The organism is Ferrimonas balearica, from assembly GCF_019802055.1.
Classification (GTDB): Bacteria; Pseudomonadota; Gammaproteobacteria; order Enterobacterales; family Shewanellaceae; genus Ferrimonas; species Ferrimonas balearica_A.
The window spans coordinates 114,884-132,001 of sequence record NZ_JAHVHW010000007.1 but is presented as its reverse complement, the minus strand read 5'-3'; the positions used below and the strand labels follow the sequence as shown (position 1 = coordinate 132,001).

Sequence of the window (17,118 nt, the reverse complement as noted above, 5' to 3'; positions counted from 1 at the left end):
GGATTAAAGGCTGGTGTTGGCCATGGAGGATTCCACGCTCAACAGTTGGGACAGCAGCGCCTTCTCCTCTTTGCTCATGGAGGTGGTGATGGCCCGCAGGTTCTTCTGGTAAGTCTTCAGTACGTTGCCGTCATTGGCGATCGCCAGATCCAACTGGGTCTCGTACTTGGCCAGCATCTGATTGGTCTTTTCGATGTTGGCCATGCTGCTCTGATGCTGGGTCCAGACCGTGTAGATCACCAACACGCCAGCCAACATGGTCCAGAGATCACCAAAACTGATCCAGCGCGCTTTCTGTTGTGCCTCTGCCATTACTTAATTCCTGTTAATTGAAGCTTTAACTTAATGATTTCCGCTTTCTGATAAAGCGCATGCATCGCCTGGTCCTGAACCGAGGTCAGGTGAGTGACACCGGCGATCACCAGAGCCGCCACCACCACTTTCACCAATATCCCCCGGGCAACAGTGGCGGAAGACGCCGGCAATTGAGCTAACCATTTCCGAATCAAAACACCTCTCCTCGGCACTCAAACTTGTGCTGTCCCTCAATCTCCTGTCGCGCAGCCAGTTGCGCGATGTTCTCAATGGACAGTCTGGGCATCTGGTAGCAGTCGTACACGTTGCCGCGCCCCCGCTGAACAAAGATCAGGTTGTTGTGCCCCTGGGTGTAGGCTTCGTGTACCCGCCGGAGTTGACGACTGTCCGAGTCGCGCATCACCATCAGGGTGCGACGCTCAAGCTCTTCGCGCAGAGAGGTTTTGCCCAGCTCTCTCATCTCCATCCAGCCATCCGGGCTGGCGTAACTGTTGACGACGGCATAGGCGTCGCGCATGAGATCCGGTCGGTAGATCCAGCGCTGCTCCAGCGCGAACGCCACCTCCTCGGAAGCCAGCACATTGGGAATGCTCACTTTGGACAACTTGCCCTCTTCGTCGTAGTTCAGACCGGCATAGAAACCGACCCGCTCATCCGCCTTGATCACCGCCAGGTTGAAGTCAAAGGGGACCACCCCACCCCGCTCGACGCGGTTTTTCACAATCAGCGCACTCAGCAGTCCCTGGTACAGGGTCTCATCCAGTTGCACAGCCCGAACGTAAGCCTGGTGCAGAGCGGCATCACTTTGCTCCTGATTGAAAAAGCGATTCAGCTGTTTGAGGCTGGGTGCCTCCACGTTCTGCAGCAGCCAATGTTCCGCGTCGATAACGCCACCCAGGAAGGTGGCGAACGCCAGTTCAGGCCCGGATAGCGCCACCGTCTGTTGGCCAAACTCTTTCATCGCGTTCGCGTAGCTGTCCTTACTGGACGCCACCCCACTGACGGCGACCACCGCCAGCAGGCCAAACAGCGCGAAGTAGCCCTTGCCTGCCATCGGTGCCTTACGATGAACAAAGCTGCCAAACCGGCCCACCAGCATCAGAATGGCGCTGAAGGAGGCGACAATCGCCACCGGTGGGATGTAGGAGAGGCGCACTGCATCCACGCCCAGCTCATACATGATGCCACCAGGGGAGAACGCCGCTTCGGCCGCCGCATCCGTCAGCATCCGAACAAAGTTGGCGTTCTCTTCCGTCTCTGCCCAGCGGTCAAACAGGGCATCAAAGCCGAGGCTGCGACGGTAGCCATTGAAATAGAGCGATCCCAGTGTCTCCCGGTGCATCGCATCCACGACACCGGCTCGGGCGTATTCGCCCTTGTCCATGGTGCGGTCGACAAACTTAAAGCGGCTCTGCTGCTGATAAGCGAGCCAGACTTTGTCGATCGCTTGTTGGGCCTGAGCCTGCAGCGACTGTCTTATCGACTGGAAGTCGGTGCGTTGCCAGTTATCCGGCACCTGGTAGCCCTGGGCGCGGGCGTATTCCACCACGATGCGCTGCATGGCAGGCTGAGTCACGAACTCCTCCTGCTCCAGATCATCATCAAAGGGGAAGCGCTGCTCCAGATAGCCTTCACGGGCGTTCTGGAACACCACTTTCAGGTGGATCTCCCGGCCAAATACGTAAGTGGTCGCAAACCAGTCTTCCGGGTCGGGCAGGGTTATCCCATCCAGGCCGGGGAAGCCCTGAGCCCGATTGTGCTCCACGAAGCGCACCCACTCATTGGTGATCTCCGCCCGACAGCTTCGGTCGCATTTGCTGGAGCGGTATCGGGGGGTTCGCTGACGAAACTCCGGCAGGAATGCGGCGACAAGAGGCTCAACATACTCATCAACGTCGTCGAAAGCGGTCTGGTAGAGCAGCCACTCATTCGCCAACTGCTGATCAATCCCCTTCTGCAGCTGTTTGAACTTCTGCTCCATCACGCCGGGTGCAGTCAGGCGTTGGCGCACAGCCCGGGCATCAGCCTGCGCCTGGCCGTAACGCTCCCACTCTCCGTCATAAGCGGTCCAGGCTGACTGGTAGGTGGGGAAGATCTGCTCACGGAAATAGGCCCGCTGGTCGCGCTCCATCATCGCCACAACCATCTCTTCGGTCTGGGCTTCAATGGTGCTGTCCACCGCATTGGACACCAGCGCCAGAGAGGGCAGCAATGCCACCAGCAACGCACGCTGCTCCTCATCTTTGACAATCTGGTTCAGCGTCGTAGCCCCATCGAACGCCAGCAGCTCACGGTCCAGCGCCTCCCGGAAAAGCAAAGAACGAACGGATGCCAGCTTCTCCTGGGGGGAGGTGCTGAGCACCAGATGCTCCACTGCCAGCTTCAGCGAGGGCACACTGATCAGCCACAGCAGCACAAACGCCAGGGCGCGCACCTTGGCCGCCCCCAATGGCACCCGCTGGATCAGTTTTCCGGGCAGCCAGAAGGTCAGGCCCAACGCCAGACCAAAGCCACTGATGATGCGTCCCACCAGTTCAACGTGGCCCGCCAGTTCGTGGTAATCGTTCACTAGCGCCGTCAAACCGGATGAGTAGAGGCTCACCAGGGTCACGTTCAGGGCGATCTCGACGTAGAGGTAGAGCGCCAGGCCGATAAGACCCAGCAGCAAAGCCATAAAGGTAATCAAGCCAGCAAAGCGCTTTGGCTTCTTCGGGGAGAGATTATCGGTCACCCTGACCTCCACCGATCACGACCACCGCGCCTGAGCGCTCCCGGGTGGTTTTCGATGAGCCCTTGCCGCACACCTCCTCACCCAGCTCGCCGGTTTTGCAGCGATCCTGCAATACAGCACGCTTGCCCCAGAACGTGAGGTAGCGTCCCTGCTTCGCCAGTTCCACCTGCTTATCAAGCTGGTTGAAGTCCGCGTTCTGAGGCAGCATCGAGACCAGCTGAGGCGGCAGATAGCCCCGCCCTTGCTGGTATGGAAGGGTTGAGCTGGATATAAACACCGAGTCCCGCAGGCTCTGGCACATCCCCAGCGGATTGCCGCTGATGGCCACAAGAGGCTGGCTGAGCGTCTCATTAAACAGGTACTCTGCACCCGCATTCGCTGGCTCCGGTCGCCTTAACAGGGGCGCTCGCTTAACGAAGACCCGCTGCGGGCTCACTCCGGCAAAGCCGGTCTTTTTCAACGCTCGCCATTGTCCATCACTCAGTACGATATTGGCCTGCAAGGACGCGGTGGCTGCCATCCATTGGCCCCCCAGGTCATTCCCCCCAAGACCACTGAAATCCAGGTAAAGCGCTGATTGGGTGTTGGGCAGGTCCCGCAGCGGGACAGGTCGACCCGCTTCGCTCAGGTAGTGGACGGACTGGCCGATGACCTGCACAGGCAACAGATACCCCCCATACAGCGGGTCTTCCCCCGGCAAAATCCCTTGTGGTGAGGAAACCCGCTTCAACAACTCTGAGCGGCAACCGGACGTTTCATAGGGAGCCGCCTCCCCTTCGGTCGTTAAGTAGAGCTGCCGTTCATTGAGCGCTTTCTGCAGTGCAGCGTTACTGTCACTCAAATCCGCGTTGGCGGGCATGGCGATGCCGGTGGAGATGGTCGGAGCGATATACTGTTTCGGCGGTTTGCTGGAGCAGGCGACAAGCGATATCGCGACCGCGATAACGCCAACTCCCTGTCTTAGTCTCATCTGACGTAAAAATCCTTTGTGCCCCAACAGCCTCGCTGTGGAGCCTAAATCATCAATGGGTTCAGGATTTTACATTTCGTTTCCAAGGCATGCCACGACGATTTTATCGCGCGGGCATCGATTTCTTTGAAAGTGAACAGCGTCACACCTCTTGCCCTGTTTTCCCGGCCATCAGGATCAAAAAAGGGACGCCATTGCGTCCCTTTTCTCACCGTTACGGTTTATCCACGGGCGTGGTAATCCCCGGTGCCCACCCACTTGTAGGTGGTCAGGGCTTCCAGCCCCATCGGTCCGCGGGCATGCAGTTTCTGGGTACTGACCGCCACTTCGGCACCCAGGCCAAACTGGCTGCCATCGGTAAAGCGGGTGCTGGCATTAACGTATACCGCTGAGGAGTTGATGGCTGCCACAAAGCGATCCGCTACTGAGCGATCCTCGGTCACCACGCTTTCGGAATGTTCCGATGAGTGAGTGCGAATGTGGGTGATCGCTTCATCCACACCGGAGACCACTTTGACTCCCAGCACCAGAGAGAGCCACTCGGTGTCAAAGTCCCCCTCGCCCGCCGCTTCCGCATCCGCGCCCAGAGCGGCCAACGCTTTGGGGCACGCTTTAAGGGTAACGCCCAACGGACGCAGGCGGCTCGCCACCTCAGGCAGCAGCGCATCGGCTACCGCCTCATGCACCAGCAGAGTATCCAGGGCATTACACACGGTGGGACGCTGCACTTTGGCGTTTTCAATCAACGGCAGTGCGCGATGCAGGTCTGCAGCCTGATCGATGAACATGTGGCAGATGCCGATCCCGCCGGTAATCACCGGCATGCGGGCCTGCTCCTTACAGAGCTGATGCAGCCCGGCGCCACCACGAGGGATCACCATGTCCACATGGCTGTCCAGGTTCAGCAGCGCGGTGACCAACGCCCGATCCGGGTCGTCGATCAGCTGCACCGCATCGGTGGGCACACCCCGTTCGGTGAGGGCCGCATGGATAGCGATCAGCAGCGCCTGGTTGGAGCGTACTGTCTCCTTACCACCACGCATGATCACGGCGTTGCCGGTTTTCAGCGCCAACACCGCCACATCCACAGTGACATTGGGACGGGCTTCGTAGATCACGCCGATCACCCCCAGCGGGATGCGGCGACGGGCCAGGCGCATGCCGTTTTCCAGCAGACGGCTCTCAATGTCCACGCCGACCGGATCCGCCAGTGCGATCACCGTATCGATATCGGCCCGAATGGCGGCCAGACGTTCCGGGGTGAGCAGCAGGCGATCCAGCATGGCCCCGGACAATCCCGCTTGCTCAGCACGGATCATATCTTCGGCGTTGGCCGCCAGAATCGACTCCTGATGAGCATGGATCTGGGCGGAGATGGTCGCCAGCAGAGCATTCTTCTCAGCCGCTCCCAGCCCCAGAAGGGCGTAGCTGGCTTCACGGGCTTTCTCACCCATGGGCAAAAGGGGATTGGTTGTCATAGCACCACCAGGTCGTTTCTGTGGATCGCCACCGTGCCGTAGCTGTAGCCCAGCAGGCTTTCGATCTCATTGGAGTGTTGGCCAGCCAGACGACGCATGTCCGGCGCCCCGTAGCGGGCGATACCGCGGCCAATCAGTTGGCCATTCGGGTCCTTGAGCATCAGGGTGCAGCCCCGGGCAAAGTTGCCCTCAACGGCCGTAATCCCTTTGGGTAGCAGGCTCGACCCTTTGTCTACCAGGGCAGAAACCGCACCGGCATCCAGATGCAGGGTGCCTGCCGGGGGCGGTCCCGCCAGAATCCAGCGTTTGCGGCCATCCAGAGGACAGGCCAACGCCGGGAAGCGGGTGCCGATAGACTCACCCCGGGCCAGCCCCTCGATTACCCCTTCGGCGTGGCCAGCGGCGATCACCACCTCAACTCCCGCACGACGGGCAACATCCGCCGCCTGCAGCTTGGTGGCCATGCCACCGGTGCCCAGGTTGGTGCCACTGCCTCCCGCCAGACGGCGCAGACTGTCGTCGATGTGCTCCACTTCCGGGATCAGCTTGGCATCGGGATTACTGCGGGGATCCGCATCAAACAGACCCGGCTGGTCCGTCAGCAGCATCAGCAACTCTGCCTCGCCCAACAGGGCCGCCAGGGCGGAGAGGTTATCGTTATCGCCTACCTTAATCTCCGCGATTGCCACGGCGTCGTTCTCGTTGATCACCGGAATGATGCCGTTATCCAGCAGCGCCTGCAGAGTATCGCGGGCGTTGAGGTAGCGCTCGCGGTCATCCAGATCGGCACGGGTCAGCAGGATCTGACCCACGTGCAGATTGTAGAGATTGAACAGCTGCTCCCAGGTCCGGATCAACTGGCTCTGCCCTACGGCTGCCAACATCTGCTTGCTCGACAGAGAGTCCGGCAATGTTGGGAAACCCAGGTGCTCGCGACCCGCGGCGATGGCGCCGGAGGTAACCAGGATGATCTCACAGCCAGCCTGACGAAGGCGGGCCATCTGGCGAACCAATTCCACCATATGGGCACGGTTCAACTTGGGACTGCCGGAGGTCAGGACACTGGTGCCCAGTTTGACCACTATCCGGCGATAACGTAGCGGATTCACTCGGGGTAAGGCTCAAAAAAAGACAGAAGGAGTAGTTATACCGAAAAAGTGGCTTTGACACAGCAGGTTTGACGCACAGAAACGACACCGCCTCCCCAAAGGGAGGCGGTGTCAGGCCGGAAGGCGAACAGCCTTACAGGTACATGAACTTCAGAATGAACAGTACCGCCAGAATGCCAACCGCGGGGCTGACGTCCTGGAATCGACGGCTCAGCAGCTTGATCACCGCGTAGGTGATAAAGCCGATGGCGATGCCGTGAGCGATGGAGAAGGTCAGCGGCATCATGATGGCAGTCACCACCACCGGAGCGGCTTCAGTCAGGTCATCCCACTCCAGGTGAACCAGACCGGACATCATCAGGATCGCCACATAGACCAGTGCACCGGTGGTGGCGTAAGCCGGAACCATGCCCGCCAGCGGAGAGATAAACAGACAGCCCAGGAACAGCAGACCAACCACGACGGCAGTCAGACCGGTGCGGCCACCGGCAGACACGCCTGCGGTGCTTTCGATGTAGCTGGTGGTGGTGGAGGTACCGAGGAAGGCGCCAGCGATGGTGGCAGAGGAGTCAGCCATCATCGCGCGGTTGGCGCGGGGCAGACGCCCTTTGTCATCCAGCATTCCGCCACGTTGTGCCACCGCCACCAGGGTGCCGGAGGTATCGAACAGGTCAACGAACAGGAAGGCAAACACTACAGACAGCATGCCCACTTCCAGCGCACCGGCGATGTCCAGAGCGGCCAGAGTCGGTGCAACAGAGGGCGGCATAGAGACCAGGCCGTGGTACTGCACATCACCAAACATCAGGCCCAGAGCGGTGATCACCAGAATGGAGATCATCACGGCGGCTTTCAGGCCGAAGTGCACCAGAGCGATGATCAGGGCAAAGCCCAGCGCGGCCATCACAACCGGGAAGCTGGTGACGTCGCCAAGACCCACGATGGTGGCGGGGTTGGAGACTACGATACCGGCGTTTTTCAGGCCAATCAGGGCCAGGAACAGACCGATACCTGCCGCAATGCCCAGTCGCAGAGACATGGGGATGGCGTTGACGATCCATTCACGGATTTTCAGCACCGAAAGCAGCAGGAACAGCACACCGGACAGGAATACGGCGCCCAGCGCGGTTTCCCAGCTGTGGCCCATTTCCAGAACAACGGTGTAGGTAAAGAAGGCGTTGAGGCCCATCCCAGGCGCCAGGGCAATGGGGTAGTTGGCCAGCAGACCCATCACCAGACAGCCAACGGCTGCCGCCACACAGGTGGCAACGAAAACGGCACCGTGATCCATACCGGCGTCAGCCAGCATCGCGGGGTTAACGAAGATGATGTAGGCCATGGTGAGGAAAGTGGTGATCCCAGCAACCACTTCCTGACGAACCGTGGTGCGGTTCGCACTGAGCTTGAAAATCGACTCGAGCATTGTCGGACCTTAATTATTTTGTGTTTTGTAGTGCACAGAGAGGCAAACTCACCGACGGTTGAATTGCCGGTAAATTTGGCGCGAGATTATCCCCGTTTTGTCGCTAAGGTGCCAACAAAACAGGCGAACTTTGGGAGAAAGGCAAAAAAAATGGCGCCATAAAGGCGCCGAAGGGAAGAGAAACCCTACTGTGGGGAAGTCCAAAACGGCCTGCCTAGCCGTTCACCAGAAACCCCGATTTACAGGTTGATGAAGCAAAGTGACGATAATCAGCGACCCAGGGGGAACAGGGCACCGGTAGTCCAGCTACGGGAGAACCAGGTGTTGTAGAGGGTCACGTCATAAGAAAAGGGGTATTGCATACCGAACTCCTAAATAATCAAACAAATGACAAATAACGACAGGAACACGGAGTCATCCGTGGTGTCTTCGTCACTCGGTTCCTTGGAGAACTCGGGCTGTCCTAGCCAACGTGTTCGGGAGTCGTCAGCTCCCGATGGAATGCATCATACCAATATGTAGTTTTATTACAAGACGGCCCCACAAAAAATCCCTCATTTGGCCCAGTATGTAATTTAATTACCGGATGAGGGATTTTGATGCGAGGCACGCAGTCTCTTCAGGCGCAAGCTAACCCATTAATGGTCAAGCAGATTCGCCAGCAAGGTCGCCACCGGCACCGCTGTAGGCTGGCCATAAAGCGGATCTCGTTTTTCTACAGAAGAGGCGGCAATGTCCAGGTGCAGGTAGGCGATGGGCTGATCGCTGCCCAATCCATGCTGATCCAGTCCCGACGCTTGGACCAGGAACGCCATGGGGAACTGATGGCCCCGGGAGATGTTCACTGAGGCGCCATTGTTGGAGGAGAGCAACCGCTCTGAAGGGGAGCGGGCCGCCACCTGGGCAAAGTCCTCACGACGCAGACGTGACAGCTCAAAGGGCTCACCCCAGATCTCCGACACCATCTGCAACTGACCGCCCAGCGCCTGGCCACGGGCTACACCATTTTCAATGACGGCGCTGTAGGGGCCATAGGCCCGCCCAACGTGACCGGTCAGGGTGGCCAGAGAGAACATCACGGGATTCTCGCAACCGTTAACCGACTCACGCAGGTGGCTGAGCACGTCCGCCAGCACCAGGCGCCCTTCCGCATCGGTGTTACCGATACGAACCTTCACACCGGCATGACTCTCGATGATCTCATCCGGCACAAATGCCTCGGAACCGATGCTGTTACGCACCAGGCCAAGCTCGGCCACCACACGGACCCCTTTCGGTTTCAGTTGGGCAAGTGTCGCCATCAGGCCAGCCACCGCAGCAGCGCCCCCTTTATCCCGGCTCATTCCTGCCATGGCACCGCCGATCTTCAGGTCCGCTCCTCCGGTATCAAAGGTGACGCCCTTACCCGCCAGGAACCAGTTGCGGCTGATCACGCCCTCACCCACGTACTCCAGTCGCACCACGCGGGGGGCATGCCGCTCTACCGCAAAAGAAGCCCGCGCCACAGCACTGAGCAGGGGGTAATCGGCTTTCAGTGTGTCGGGATCGTCAATCACCGAAACGGAGACGGCGGTATCGGAAAACAGCTCAACACAGTAATCGGCAAAGGCCGGAGGCGCCATCTGCTCAGGATCACCACCGCAAAGATCCCGGGCCGCAATGCGCCCATTCTCCAGCGCATTGACCCGAGCCACTTCATCCAGCCCCAGCACGCCCAGAGTGACCTCCGGACCCGACACATCAAAGGGGGTATAGATCTCGTGACCCGCCCCCATCAGTGCCACCTCCAATGCCTGGCTGTAGCGCAGGTCATCATTGCCGGAAACCAGCAGCAGGGGCGCCCGGGCCCCGGCTCGCAAGGCGATGCCAATCCCGGCCTGAGCCGCTTCAGCAAAACGGCGCACATCCTCATACTCGTTGTCCAGGTCGCCGGTCGGCGCCAGCACCAGGCGCCCTCCCGCCAAGCCCGGCGCCATCAACATCAGTGGCTCCTTGCCGATGCGGGCATCCACATGAGCGGCGTGAGCCACCAGCTGGCCGATTTCGGGGTGAGACTCCAGCCCGTTGGCGTCGCCCACCACCACGACCGCATCCCAACCGCCATCACCAAACAGGGCCTCTTCCTGGTCGGCTTTCACAATCAACAGCTTGCTCATGATCCTTTATCCTTTTGCTGTCCAAATCTTGCTGGAGCACACCATAGCAGGCCGCGTACCCGGTGTGCTACTGAGGTCACGCTTTGCTGCCGCTGTGATACACTGGCCGCGTTTTTCCTCCGAACCGAATTACACCTCATAAGGAGAGTGCAGTGTCAGCTCTAAGCACCCTATCCCCCCAGGGACTCTGGACCTGGTTTGAAACCATCTGCTCCATCCCCCACCCCTCCAAGCGTGAGATCGCCCTCCGTGACCATATTCAGCAGTGGGCCGAGGAGAAGGGGCTGGAAACCGTCATTGATGGCGTGGGCAACCTGGTGATCCGCAAAGCGGCCACTCCCGGTTATGAGCACCTTAAAGGGGTGATCATCCAGGCGCACCTGGATATGGTGCCCCAGAAGAACTCCGGCACCGAGCACCGTTTCGATCGTGACCCTATCCAGGCTTATATCGACGGTGACTGGGTGACCGCTAAAGACACCACACTGGGTGCCGACAACGGCATCGGTATGGCCTCCGCTCTCGCGGTACTGGGCGACGACAGCGTTGAACATGGTCCGCTGGAGGTGCTGCTGACCATCGACGAGGAAGCGGGCATGACCGGCGCTTTCGGTCTGGAAGCCGGCCTGCTGAAGGGTGACATCCTGATCAACACCGACTCCGAAGAGGAGGGTGAGGTCTATATGGGTTGTGCCGGTGGCGTAGACGCAGAGCTGACCCTGCCTGTGGGCCGTGAAGCCACTCCGGCGGATCACGTCAGCCTGCAGTTGGCCCTGACCGGCCTGAAAGGCGGCCACTCCGGTTGTGACATCCACACTGGCCGTGGCAATGCCAACAAACTGCTGGGCCGCTTCCTGTTTGGCCACGCGGCCGAACTGGGCCTGCGCCTCGCCAAGTTCAAAGGCGGCAGCCTGCGTAACGCCATCCCCCGTGAAGCGTTCGCCGAGTTCGTTATCCCGTCCGATAAGGTGGCCGAACTGGAGCGTCTAGTTGGCCTCTACACCGACATTTTGAAAAACGAACTGCAGGCGATCGAAACCGATCTGAGCCTGGAGCTGAGCGCCATCGACGCTCCGGCTCAAGTGTTCAATGCCGATGACCAGGCCCGACTGGTGGCGCTGATCCACGCAGGCCCCAACGGGGTGATCCGGATGAGCGACGCCTTCCCGGGCGTGGTAGAGACCTCCCTGAACATGGGCGTGATCACCACCAAGGAGGAGAGCGTTCGGGTAATGTGCCTGATCCGCTCCACCGTCGACTCCGGTCGCTCCATGGTGGAAAACATGCTGCAGGCCCTGGCGGACCTGGCGGGCGCTGAGCTGAAGCTGAGTGGCGCCTACCCGGGCTGGCAGCCGGATCCGAGCTCTCCGATCATGGCGGTGGTTCGCGAAACCTACCAGGGTCTGTTCGGCAAACTGCCCAACATCCAGGTGATCCACGCCGGTCTGGAGTGCGGCCTGTTCAAGGAGCCCTACCCGGCGCTGGATATGGTCTCCATCGGCCCCACCATCCGATTCCCTCACTCTCCGGATGAGAAAGTGGAGATCGCCACCGTAGAGAAGTACTGGCAACTGCTGTTGGCCGTACTGAAGGCGATCCCGACCAAGTAACGGCAAACCACAAAAAAGCCGCCCAACGGGCGGCTTTTCTTTTGCCTTGGCAAGGGTTCAGATATAGCCCTTCTCTGCGATGGCGGGTCTGTTGTATTCCAGAATCACCTGCTCAATCGCCAACTCCGGCTGCTGTTCACAGCGCTCGATAATGTGCGCCTTCTTCGCCTTTTCACAGGTATCGATCATCTCACGCCCTTTCTCCTTACCGAAGCGCCAGAGAATAAACTGCATGGCATTCTGGTCGCTGTACTCGATAAGGCGTTCCACCTTGGCGTCTTTATCCTGAGACTGGTAGTGGTTCAGAGTGCGGCAATAGGTTTTTTCGCCGACATAGAGATCAAATCGTTCGGCGTCCCTTAGGGGGCGGGCTTCGTTGAATTGAAACGCCAGGGTGAAGAGCACCAGGCTCACGACCCCCAGCATAAATACCGCGGTAAAAAGTTGACGATACAGGCTTCGTATTCTCATCCTGGGCCTCCTTAACTCTGCGCATGCCCCGCTTATATCGAGGGGGCTTAATCACAGACTAGGAGCAGATGCTCAAAACACGGTTGATCGCGATCAATAAAACCACAGTCAATTAACATAAATATTCATAATTCACTGAAAGTTAGCGAAACTCTCCCCGGTTTTATGAATCGCCAGTTTACTCATCGAAATATGGCGACCGGTCCATCATAAATCACTAACCCAATCCCAGCGGCAATTGCTGAGCCTGTTCCGCCTCTGCTGGCGCCAGAGTGACAGCGACGCCCACAAGCCGTACGCGACGTCCCTCGCCGCGCTCAAACGCGCCATCAACCATCGCTTTCAGCTGCGCCAACTCCAGCACCGTCGCCTGCTGAGCCAGAGTAGTTTGCTGAAAATCGTGAAACTTCAGTTTGACCTGAACCCCCTTAAAGGGGCGTCCCCTTAACCGACGCTCAAGCTCGGGAAGCAGCCCCTCCAGCACCTGGTAACAGGCCGGTGCCTGAGTCAGGTCCCGGGCCAGCGTGGTCTCCACGCCGACGGACTTTCGCTCTCTATGGGTTTGCACCGGACGCGGGTCGATCCCCTGAGCCCGCTGATGCAGAACCGGGCCAAATTTCCCCAACCAGTGCGCGAGTTGCTCAGGCGTCTTCGCTAACACATCCGCTCCGATATGCAGGCCATGCTCAGCCAGTCGTTCTGCGGTTTTGGGGCCTACCCCCGGAATTTTACGAAGTGGCAGGGCGGCCGCGAACTCGGCCGTGCGATCAGGGGGGATCACACACTGGCCATTGGGCTTGTTCTCATCGGAGGCCACTTTCGCCAGAAACTTGTTGGGCGCTATCCCTGCCGACGCGGTTAACCCGGTTTCAGCAAGGATCTCCGCCCGTATCCGCTCGGCTATTCGGGTCGCGCTGCCCTGACAGTAGGGGCAGTCGGTAACATCCAGGTAGGCTTCATCGAGCGAGAGCGGCTCAATCAGGTCGGTATAGCGGGCGAAGATGGCGCGGATCTGCTCGGAGACCGCTTTGTACACCTCCATCCTGCCCCGTACCAGCAACAACTCCGGGCAGCGCCGTTTGGCCTCACTACTGGGCATGGCGGAGCGGACACCGAAGGCGCGCGCTTCGTAGTTGCAGGTGGCGATTACCCCACGGGAATCCGCCTTACCACCCACCGCCAGCGGCCGGCCCCGATACTCCGGGTTATCCCGCATCTCCACCGCGGCGTAGAAGCAATCCATGTCCACATGAATGATCTTACGGCCTTTCAACGATTCGCTCATCGCCCAATAACTGTATATTTATCCAGTTATCGAATGCTATCACAGTCTGGGCGGGACTCAATCAAAAAAAGGGGGCCCCAGGGCCCCCTCCGATCGCCATGCCGCACTCAGATCTTGAACTGATCCAGCTGTACGCCAATCTCCCGGGATGAGGAGGTCATCTCACCCACAGCGCCCTCCAGGGCTTCCGAGGCGGCGGTAGTGACGTCCGACAACTCCCGCACCCGAATCACCTTGGCGTCGATCTCCTCCGCCACTGTAGCCTGCTGACTGATAGCGGCACTGATCTCATGGATCTGCCCCTGGATCTCCCCTACCGCGCCATTAGCCTGCATCAGGGCATCGCTGATCTTGGCGCTGATCTCAGCACTGGAAGCCGCTTCCTCACAGCTCTCCTGCATCGCCTTCTGCGCCGCCTCACTGGCCTGCTGCAGTTGGGCAATGATCTGCTGAATATTGGCAGTGGAATCCTGGGTACGGGACGCCAGGGTGCGTACCTCATCCGCCACCACTGCGAAGCCCCGCCCCTGCTCACCGGCACGGGCAGCCTCAATGGCGGCATTCAACGCCAGCAGATTGGTCTGCTCGGCGATGGTCCGGATCACGTTCAGCACTTCGCCAATCTGCTCTGAGTTGCTGCGCAGCTCGGACACCACCGCTGCGGCACTCTGAACCTGCTCGTTGAGGCGGCGGATCCCTTCGTTGGCGCTGCCCACCTCCTGCGACGCTTGCGCCACCTGGTGCTGCGCGGATTCAGCATGGTTGCTGACCCGGGTCGCCGCTTGAGCCATTTCGTGACTGGTCTGAGCCATCTCGGTGGTGGCGGTCGACACCTGGTCAACCTCCAACTTCTGCTCCTCAATGGCCAGCATGGTTTTCTGCCACACCTCGCCCGCATTGGCACTGGCGGAGCGCACCGAGTTGGTCATATTGGCGGTTTGCCGCACCAGTTCATGGATGCGACCAGCAAACCGGTTAAAGGCACAGCCAAGGCGTCCCAGTTCATCGATTCGGTCCAGTTCAATGCGTTGACGCAGATCCGCGTCACCGTCAGCGATCTCCTCCATCGCCGCCAGCAAACGCCCCAGCTGACTGCGTAACGGCAGCAGCATGGCCCAAACCAGACAGCAGAGCAGCAGGGTGAATCCAATGCTGGCCCAGGCCGTGGACCAGGCCGCGTCGGTTACGCGCTCACCAATCACGCTTTGAGGCAGCAGCAGACCCAGACGCCAGCGCAGGTGGGGATAGTCGCTCTCAACACTCTGCCACTTCACCAACATCGGCTCACCGGACAACATCACCTCAGCCTGACCACTGGCGTCGGACTTCAGCGCCGTATCCAGCGCGGAGAACCCCGCGGTTTCGCCAAACTGAGTGTCCACCTCTGCCATCATGGAGCCAGGAGGGAACGCCTCACTGAAACCCGGGAAGAACACCAACTTACCCTGCTCGGTAACCAGGAAAGCCTGGCCCTGCCCCTGATAACGCACCTCCGAAAGCAAGCGCTCGCCGATGGTGCTGATCAGGATGTCCATGCCGCCAATACCAAGAAAGCGTCCATTCTCATAGAGCGGCAGTTTGACCGTGGCGGAGATGGAGCCGTCGTTGGCGTCTACCGCCGGATCACCCACAAAAAGGCGTCCCTGGGCGATCGCTTCTCCCCACCAGGGTCGCTTTGCGGTGTAGTAGTTGGGGTCATCTTCATAGCGACCATTGAGATCGAAATACTCGTGGGTATTCTCACTGCCGAAAAAGATGCTCTTGATGCTGGGGTCCTGATCCGAGAAGTGGCGGAAGTAGCGCACCGTATCCTGGTAGTCCCCATTACGGGCCAGGTCACCGCCGCGCTGATCGTATTCCCGGAAGAACCGTACCACCTGAGGATTGGCGAATATGCTGTGGATCACCTGCCCGCGCGCTTCAAAAAAGCCCTGAATGGCAGTGCTCTGCTGCTTAACCAGTTGAGCCACCTCGGCGGTCACTTCCTGCCGGGTCTTCTTGGCACTCTGTGAGATAAGCCATGCGCTGCCAAGCAGCAAAATGATGAACACGCTTCCGCCGATGGCTGCCACCAGCTGGCGCGTTATGGAACGACGTAGGATCTCCATCCCCTAAACTCCCAAACCCTGTCTTTGTCTTGTTTTATGGTTATCGGCGTCTTTGGCAACGCTTTGATAACAAAATACCGATTAGCACTGAAAAAACAACGAGAAGGTCAGTAGGGGTATCTGAGTGAAGTGGTGAAAAAAGGCGACCTTATGGTCGCCTCAGTATGCGGGATGGGATCAGATTATCCGGTTTTGCGCCAGGCGCTCACGACGCTCCGCCTCTGCGGCCTCTTTGGCCATCTTGGCTTTGCGCTTATCGCAGGGCTCAGGACAATCGCACTCTTTCTCAATGCCGACGCCCGCAAGACCGCCGCAGGAACCGCTGATCGCTTTTCTCTTGATGAGGTAACCCACCGACATCAGGCCAAACAGCAACAGCATCGCAGCGAAAGTGGCAAAAAACGTATTCATGGGTTGGTCTCCCCCAGGTAAGGCAGGAAAGCGGAGGAGTAGTGAACCTTATACCCCTCCGGAGATTTCTCGATAAACATGGCTGGCAAAGACTCTTGCTCCGCCAGTGCCAGCGCCTGCTCCGTGCCCATCACGATAAAGGCCGTTGCCAGGCCATCGGCGGTCATGCAGGAGGGGGCCAGCACGGTGGCAGAAGCCAGACGCGTGTTGACCGGCTCGCCGGAACGAGGATCAATCAGATGAGAGAAACGGCGCCCGTTCTCCTCAAAGAAGTTCCGATAATCGCCGGAAGTGGCCACAGCCAGTTCTCCGGGCTCAATGACCTTGAACACCTCACGACCATCTTCATCGGGTTGCTCAATCGCGATTCTCCAGGGTTTTTGGTCCGGCTTATGGCCGCTTAAACGCAACTCCCCGCCGACCTCAACCAGATAGTTGTGGATACCACGCTGCTCCAACACTTCGGCCACCACATCCACTCCATAGCCTTTGGCAATGGAGGAGAGATCCAGGTACAGATCCGCCCGATCTTTGCTGAGGAACTCACCGTTAAGCTGCAAATGCTCAACGCCGACCCGGGCCTTGGCTTCGGCGATCTCCAACGAAGAGGGCGCCGAGGTGACCCGTCCATCCGGACCAAAGCCCCAGAGGTTCACCAACGGACCGACGGTAACATCCAGCGCCCCGTCCGTCAGGTGAGCCAGTCGGATCGCCTCCTCCAACACCCGCACAAAGTCGTCATCAATGCGCATCGGGGTATCAAAGTTATGGCGATTGAACTGGCTGATCAGCGCGTCCTTCCGCCAGGTCGACATGGAGTCGTTAACCTGTTCCAGCCGGGTATCAACCGCGGCCTGCAGCGTCAGTCTCTCCACCGGCTTGGTGGGTTGCACCCAGGTGATGTGGTAGGTGGTCCCCATGGTTTGGCCCTGAATGGACACCACGTGCTGCTGGGGCGCACAACCTAAGATAAAAAGGGCCAGCCCCAGTGGGGCCAGCCATTTCAGTGTGGTTCGGAACAACGTGAACCCTCTATTCATTTGCGATTCGC

14 protein-coding genes are annotated in these 17,118 nt (G+C 59.2%); 1 reads left to right on the top strand and 13 read right to left on the bottom strand.

The genetic code is table 11. The features are described from left to right. Positions 1-3: 3 nt before the first annotated feature. The 8 genes from KUV52_RS08235 to KUV52_RS08200 all read right to left on the bottom strand — a co-directional run bounded on the left by KUV52_RS08235 (position 4) and on the right by KUV52_RS08200 (position 10,182). On the bottom strand, positions 4-312 hold the full coding sequence (locus tag KUV52_RS08235) for a hypothetical protein (protein WP_222525462.1): 309 nt from the start codon (positions 310-312) through the stop codon (positions 4-6). After that, the gene (locus KUV52_RS08230; RefSeq protein ID WP_222525461.1) at positions 312-509 is read right to left on the bottom strand and encodes a hypothetical protein; all 198 of its coding nucleotides are present in this window, start codon (positions 507-509) and stop codon (positions 312-314) included. The genes KUV52_RS08235 and KUV52_RS08230 overlap by 1 nt, the downstream gene beginning before the upstream one ends. Continuing rightward, positions 506-3,046, bottom strand: a complete 2,541-nt coding sequence (locus tag KUV52_RS08225) for a hypothetical protein (protein WP_222525460.1) — start codon at positions 3,044-3,046, stop codon at positions 506-508. The genes KUV52_RS08230 and KUV52_RS08225 overlap by 4 nt, the downstream gene beginning before the upstream one ends. Then, complete coding sequence (locus tag KUV52_RS08220; RefSeq protein WP_222525459.1) at positions 3,036-4,016, bottom strand: hypothetical protein; 981 nt, start codon at positions 4,014-4,016, stop codon at positions 3,036-3,038. The genes KUV52_RS08225 and KUV52_RS08220 overlap by 11 nt, the downstream gene beginning before the upstream one ends. Positions 4,017-4,237: 221 nt before the next feature. Next, entirely contained in the window at positions 4,238-5,494 is a 1,257-nt protein-coding gene (locus KUV52_RS08215) for a glutamate-5-semialdehyde dehydrogenase (protein ID WP_222525458.1), read from the bottom strand. Next, entirely contained in the window at positions 5,491-6,603 is a 1,113-nt protein-coding gene (proB, locus tag KUV52_RS08210; RefSeq protein WP_222525457.1) for a glutamate 5-kinase, read from the bottom strand. The genes KUV52_RS08215 and proB overlap by 4 nt, the downstream gene beginning before the upstream one ends. 133 nt (positions 6,604-6,736) lie before the next feature. Then, on the bottom strand, positions 6,737-8,026 hold the full coding sequence (locus tag KUV52_RS08205) for an NCS2 family permease (RefSeq protein ID WP_222525456.1): 1,290 nt from the start codon (positions 8,024-8,026) through the stop codon (positions 6,737-6,739). 638 nt (positions 8,027-8,664) lie between these two features. Next, positions 8,665-10,182, bottom strand: a complete 1,518-nt coding sequence (locus tag KUV52_RS08200) for a M17 family metallopeptidase (protein ID WP_222525455.1) — start codon at positions 10,180-10,182, stop codon at positions 8,665-8,667. A 152-nt stretch (positions 10,183-10,334) separates the two neighbouring features. Between KUV52_RS08200 and KUV52_RS08195 the strand changes: the two genes are divergently transcribed. After that, positions 10,335-11,792: an aminoacyl-histidine dipeptidase gene (locus tag KUV52_RS08195; RefSeq protein WP_222525454.1), complete on the top strand. Its 1,458-nt coding sequence runs from the start codon at positions 10,335-10,337 to the stop codon at positions 11,790-11,792. Positions 11,793-11,849: 57 nt separating this feature from the next. On the opposite strand, the gene KUV52_RS08190 is transcribed toward KUV52_RS08195, so the two are convergent. The 5 genes from KUV52_RS08190 to KUV52_RS08170 all read right to left on the bottom strand — a co-directional run bounded on the left by KUV52_RS08190 (position 11,850) and on the right by KUV52_RS08170 (position 17,107). Next, positions 11,850-12,263 (bottom strand): hypothetical protein, encoded by a 414-nt coding sequence (locus KUV52_RS08190; RefSeq protein ID WP_222525453.1) that lies wholly within the window; start codon positions 12,261-12,263, stop codon positions 11,850-11,852. Positions 12,264-12,480: 217 nt separating this feature from the next. Continuing rightward, positions 12,481-13,548, bottom strand: coding sequence for a DNA polymerase IV (dinB, locus tag KUV52_RS08185; RefSeq protein ID WP_222525452.1), 1,068 nt, complete (start codon positions 13,546-13,548; stop codon positions 12,481-12,483). Positions 13,549-13,655: 107 nt separating this feature from the next. Beyond that, a complete protein-coding gene (locus tag KUV52_RS08180; protein ID WP_222525451.1) occupies positions 13,656-15,656 on the bottom strand; it encodes a methyl-accepting chemotaxis protein in 2,001 nt (666 codons plus the stop codon). A 177-nt stretch (positions 15,657-15,833) separates the two neighbouring features. Beyond that, the gene (gene nqrM / locus KUV52_RS08175; protein WP_222525450.1) at positions 15,834-16,067 is read right to left on the bottom strand and encodes a (Na+)-NQR maturation NqrM; all 234 of its coding nucleotides are present in this window, start codon (positions 16,065-16,067) and stop codon (positions 15,834-15,836) included. Beyond that, the gene (locus tag KUV52_RS08170) at positions 16,064-17,107 is read right to left on the bottom strand and encodes an FAD:protein FMN transferase (RefSeq protein ID WP_261389944.1); all 1,044 of its coding nucleotides are present in this window, start codon (positions 17,105-17,107) and stop codon (positions 16,064-16,066) included. Before KUV52_RS08170 ends, nqrM begins: the two co-directional genes overlap by 4 nt. Positions 17,108-17,118 lie beyond the last annotated feature (11 nt).

Excerpts from the sequence above, each read along its gene's own strand:
- KUV52_RS08235 (WP_222525462.1), bottom strand. The coding sequence starts at position 312 with ATGGCAGAGGCACAACAGAAAGCGCGCTGGATCAGTTTTGGTGATCTC.
- KUV52_RS08170 (WP_261389944.1), bottom strand. The coding sequence starts at position 17,107 with ATGAATAGAGGGTTCACGTTGTTCCGAACCACACTGAAATGGCTGGCC.
- KUV52_RS08215 (WP_222525458.1), bottom strand. The coding sequence starts at position 5,494 with ATGACAACCAATCCCCTTTTGCCCATGGGTGAGAAAGCCCGTGAAGCC.
- KUV52_RS08220 (WP_222525459.1), bottom strand. The coding sequence starts at position 4,016 with ATGAGACTAAGACAGGGAGTTGGCGTTATCGCGGTCGCGATATCGCTT.
- KUV52_RS08190 (WP_222525453.1), bottom strand. The coding sequence starts at position 12,263 with ATGAGAATACGAAGCCTGTATCGTCAACTTTTTACCGCGGTATTTATG.
- KUV52_RS08205 (WP_222525456.1), bottom strand. The coding sequence starts at position 8,026 with ATGCTCGAGTCGATTTTCAAGCTCAGTGCGAACCGCACCACGGTTCGT.
- dinB (WP_222525452.1), bottom strand. The coding sequence starts at position 13,548 with ATGAGCGAATCGTTGAAAGGCCGTAAGATCATTCATGTGGACATGGAT.
- nqrM (WP_222525450.1), bottom strand. The coding sequence starts at position 16,067 with ATGAATACGTTTTTTGCCACTTTCGCTGCGATGCTGTTGCTGTTTGGC.
- KUV52_RS08200 (WP_222525455.1), bottom strand. The coding sequence starts at position 10,182 with ATGAGCAAGCTGTTGATTGTGAAAGCCGACCAGGAAGAGGCCCTGTTT.
- KUV52_RS08180 (WP_222525451.1), bottom strand. The coding sequence starts at position 15,656 with ATGGAGATCCTACGTCGTTCCATAACGCGCCAGCTGGTGGCAGCCATC.